We start from the raw sequence: 2819 nt of genomic DNA, 5'->3' as shown, positions 1-2819 counted from the left end.
CGGCCACGGCGGACCGGCGCGCCGCGTCCTTGACCGCGATCAGCCGCCGGAGCACCGGTTCGCGCGCGGCAGGGTCCGCGCCGACGTCCGGCTGGGCCAGGGCGACGGCGATGATCGCCTCGACCCGGTCGATCCGGTCGACGAGCTCCACCACCCGCGAGGGGAGCCCGGCCGGCAACCGCGTGACGTGGCCGTGAATGTCCACGTGCGTGCTCGGGCCGGTCCGCACCGCGGTCCGTTCGATGAGTTCGGCGGCGTCCATGACTGCGCGACCGAGTTCGGCCAGTGCCTCGGACGGACCCGCCGGCTGGGGCGCCACCGGGCAGTCGAGCACCCCGCGCGCCCGCCAGCGCAGCACGTCCGGATGGGGCTGGACGCAGGTCAGACACACCGCCTCGCGGGAGGCGGGATCGCGGACGAGCACACCCCAGCCGGCGTCGGCCACGTCCGCCCGGACCGAGGGGATCAGGGGCAGGCTCGACGAGTCACCGGGCGCTGTCGTGAGCAGCGACAGGACCTCGGGCGCCGGGTGCTCACGGCCCGCGCGCCGCAGGGTGGTCACCAGGTCCGGCAGCAGACCCGTGGGACCGCCGGCGGGGGAGAGCCCGTCCAGCATCCGCACCGGCTCGCCGACGATGTCGAGCAGATGGGACCCGGCGAGGCCGGACACGTACGCGGTCAGTTCGTCGAAGGGTTGATCCGCCCACGCGGCCCGGAGCAGGTGGAGGGGCAGCGGCCACGCCGGGGACAGCACGGAGTCACGGGTGAGGGGTCGGGACATGACGATCGATCTTACCGACGGTGCGCCACCGATACCCCCGGCGCGACTGCGGCTACGGTGTCTGGCCATGGCAGACATGTACGGTTCCGACATCCTGTCCGGGACGGCGCGGCGGCGCCGCCCGGAGGTCCCCGTCGTCGACGCCGAGCGGGACCTGGTGGTGGAGGACGCCGAGTCCGGGTTCTGCGGTGCGGTGGTGGGTTTCGACCGGAGTTACGACGGCGAGTTCGTCAAACTCGAGGACCGGCACGGTCGGGTCCGCGTCTTCGCGATGACGCCCTCGGCCTTTCTCATCGACGGCTCGCCGGTGACCCTGCGCAAGCCGGCTCCGGCCGCCCGGCGGGGGCCCGCGGTCACGGCCTCGGGGTCGCGGAAGGTCGAGGGTCTGCGCGCCCGCACGGCCCGGGCGGGCCGCATCTGGGTGGAGGGCATCCACGACGCCGCTCTGGTCGAGAAGATCTGGGGCCACGACCTGCGCGTCGAGGGCGTGGTCGTGGAGCCGCTCCACGGCATCGACGACCTGGCCGCGCTGGTCGCCGAGTTCGGACCCACACCGTCGGCGCGCCTCGGGGTGCTCGTGGACCACCTGGTCGAGGGCAGCAAGGAGTCGAGGATCGTCGCCGGCCTGGGGGACAACGTCCTGGTCACCGGCCACCCGTACGTCGACATCTGGCAGGCGGTGAAGCCGTCCGCGGTGGGCATCCGCGAGTGGCCGGTTGTGCCACGCGGCGAGGACTGGAAGACGGGGATCTGCCGACGACTGGGCTGGGGCGAGCCCGCCGACGGGTTCCGTCGGGTGCTGGCGTCGGTGAGCTCCTACCGTGACATCGAGCCGGCGCTGCTCGGCGCGGTGGAGCGGCTGGTGGACTTCGTCACCGAGCCGGCCTGACCGGCAACCGGGCGTCGAGGACCATCCCGGCGAGTCCGACGGCGGCGAACCCGACCGTGGCCCACAGCGCGGCCGCACCGTCGCCGGACGTGAGCGAGTCGCCCAGCAGGATCGCCGCGACGGTTCCCGGGGCACTGCCGATCACCGTGGCCACGATGAACTGCGGGTAGGGGATCGAGGTCAGGGCGGCGGCATAGTTCACCACCGAGAACGGCGCGGCCGGCACCAGTCGCAGGCTCCCCACGGACAGCCACCCGCGGCGACGGAGTCGGGCGTTCACCGCGGCCACGCGGGGGTGCGCCCGCAGCGCGGCCGTCCGTTCGTGACCGAGCCGCCGCACCGCGACGAACGCCAGTGTCCCCGCGACGCCGGTGGCGACCAGGGACCACGGGATCGCCACGGCGGGCGTGAACAACACGGCCGCCGAGTAGGTGAACGTCGAACGCGGGATCGGCGCGACGGTGACGACGGCATAGGCGGCGAAGAACGCCGCGGGGAACCACGGCCCGAGCTGCGCCGCCCAGTCACGTAGCTGCTCCAGGCCCGGCGTCGGCACGAAAGTAGCGATCAGCACGACGAGCGCCACGGCCCCCACCCACGCGATCACCCGTCCCCGCACGCGGATGACTGTAGTCCCCGCGTACCGGCCGGCCCGTCCGGCGTGTGAACGGACGTCTCCGCCCGCGCGCGGGCCTGCGGATATGGCCGTGTTCCTTCTGCGAACAGGGCTCGACTAGAGTCCGACGGTGACCCCCTTCACTCCACACGAGAACGAGGTACCGGTGACCAGTCCGACCACAGGTCCTGACCTTCACTCCTGGTACGCCTCTGTGGGAGCCGTCCTCGCGAAGGCCGCCCGCAAGGATCCCGCCGACATGCCGGAGGACGCGTGGCGCGCCCTCGTGGCCACCACCCGGGACGGAATCGAGATCAACCCGCTCTACACCCGGGTCGACGAGATCGCCGAGCGCCCCGCGCCGGGGCAGTTCCCGTTCGTCCGCGGCGGGGACCGGTCGGGCCTGCCGGAGAGCGGCTGGCACGTCAGCGCCCGCGTCGAGGCGACGGGGGAGGCCTCCGAGCTCAACACCGAGGTCCTGGACCTGCTGAACCAGGGCGTCTCGGCGCTCTGGCTGTCCGTGCCCGCCGCGG

At 73.3% G+C, this 2819-nt stretch carries 4 protein-coding genes; 2 read left to right on the top strand and 2 right to left on the bottom strand.

Annotated elements, in window-relative coordinates; all coding sequences use genetic code 11:
• Positions 1–781, bottom strand: a 781-nt coding sequence (locus tag G6030_RS12355) for a hypothetical protein (protein ID WP_182643318.1), incomplete at its 3' end; no start/stop codon positions are given.
• A gap of 76 nt (positions 782–857) precedes the next feature.
• Here G6030_RS12355 and G6030_RS12350 point away from each other — a divergent pair.
• On the top strand, positions 858–1670 hold the full coding sequence (locus tag G6030_RS12350; protein WP_182643319.1) for a DUF3097 domain-containing protein: 813 nt from the start codon (positions 858–860) through the stop codon (positions 1668–1670).
• On the opposite strand, the gene G6030_RS12345 is transcribed toward G6030_RS12350, so the two are convergent.
• The gene (locus tag G6030_RS12345) at positions 1654–2289 is read right to left on the bottom strand and encodes a TVP38/TMEM64 family protein (RefSeq protein WP_347238656.1); all 636 of its coding nucleotides are present in this window, start codon (positions 2287–2289) and stop codon (positions 1654–1656) included. The two genes, G6030_RS12350 and G6030_RS12345, sit on opposite strands and share 17 nt — an antisense overlap.
• Before the next feature lie 163 nt (positions 2290–2452).
• Between G6030_RS12345 and G6030_RS12340 the strand changes: the two genes are divergently transcribed.
• A partial coding sequence (locus G6030_RS12340; protein WP_347238655.1) for a methylmalonyl-CoA mutase family protein occupies positions 2453–2819 on the top strand: 367 nt, incomplete at its 3' end.

The organism is Dietzia sp. E1 (genome assembly GCF_014145015.1).
Classification (GTDB): domain Bacteria; phylum Actinomycetota; class Actinomycetes; order Mycobacteriales; family Mycobacteriaceae; genus Dietzia; species Dietzia cinnamea_A.
Note: the sequence above shows the minus strand (reverse complement) of the source record. Positions and strands in the feature narration are given on the sequence as shown.

What these genes read in the sequence shown, in the direction of transcription:
- G6030_RS12350 (WP_182643319.1), top strand. Translation starts at nt 858, where the DNA reads ATGTACGGTTCCGACATCCTGTCCGGGACGGCGCGGCGGCGCCGCCCG.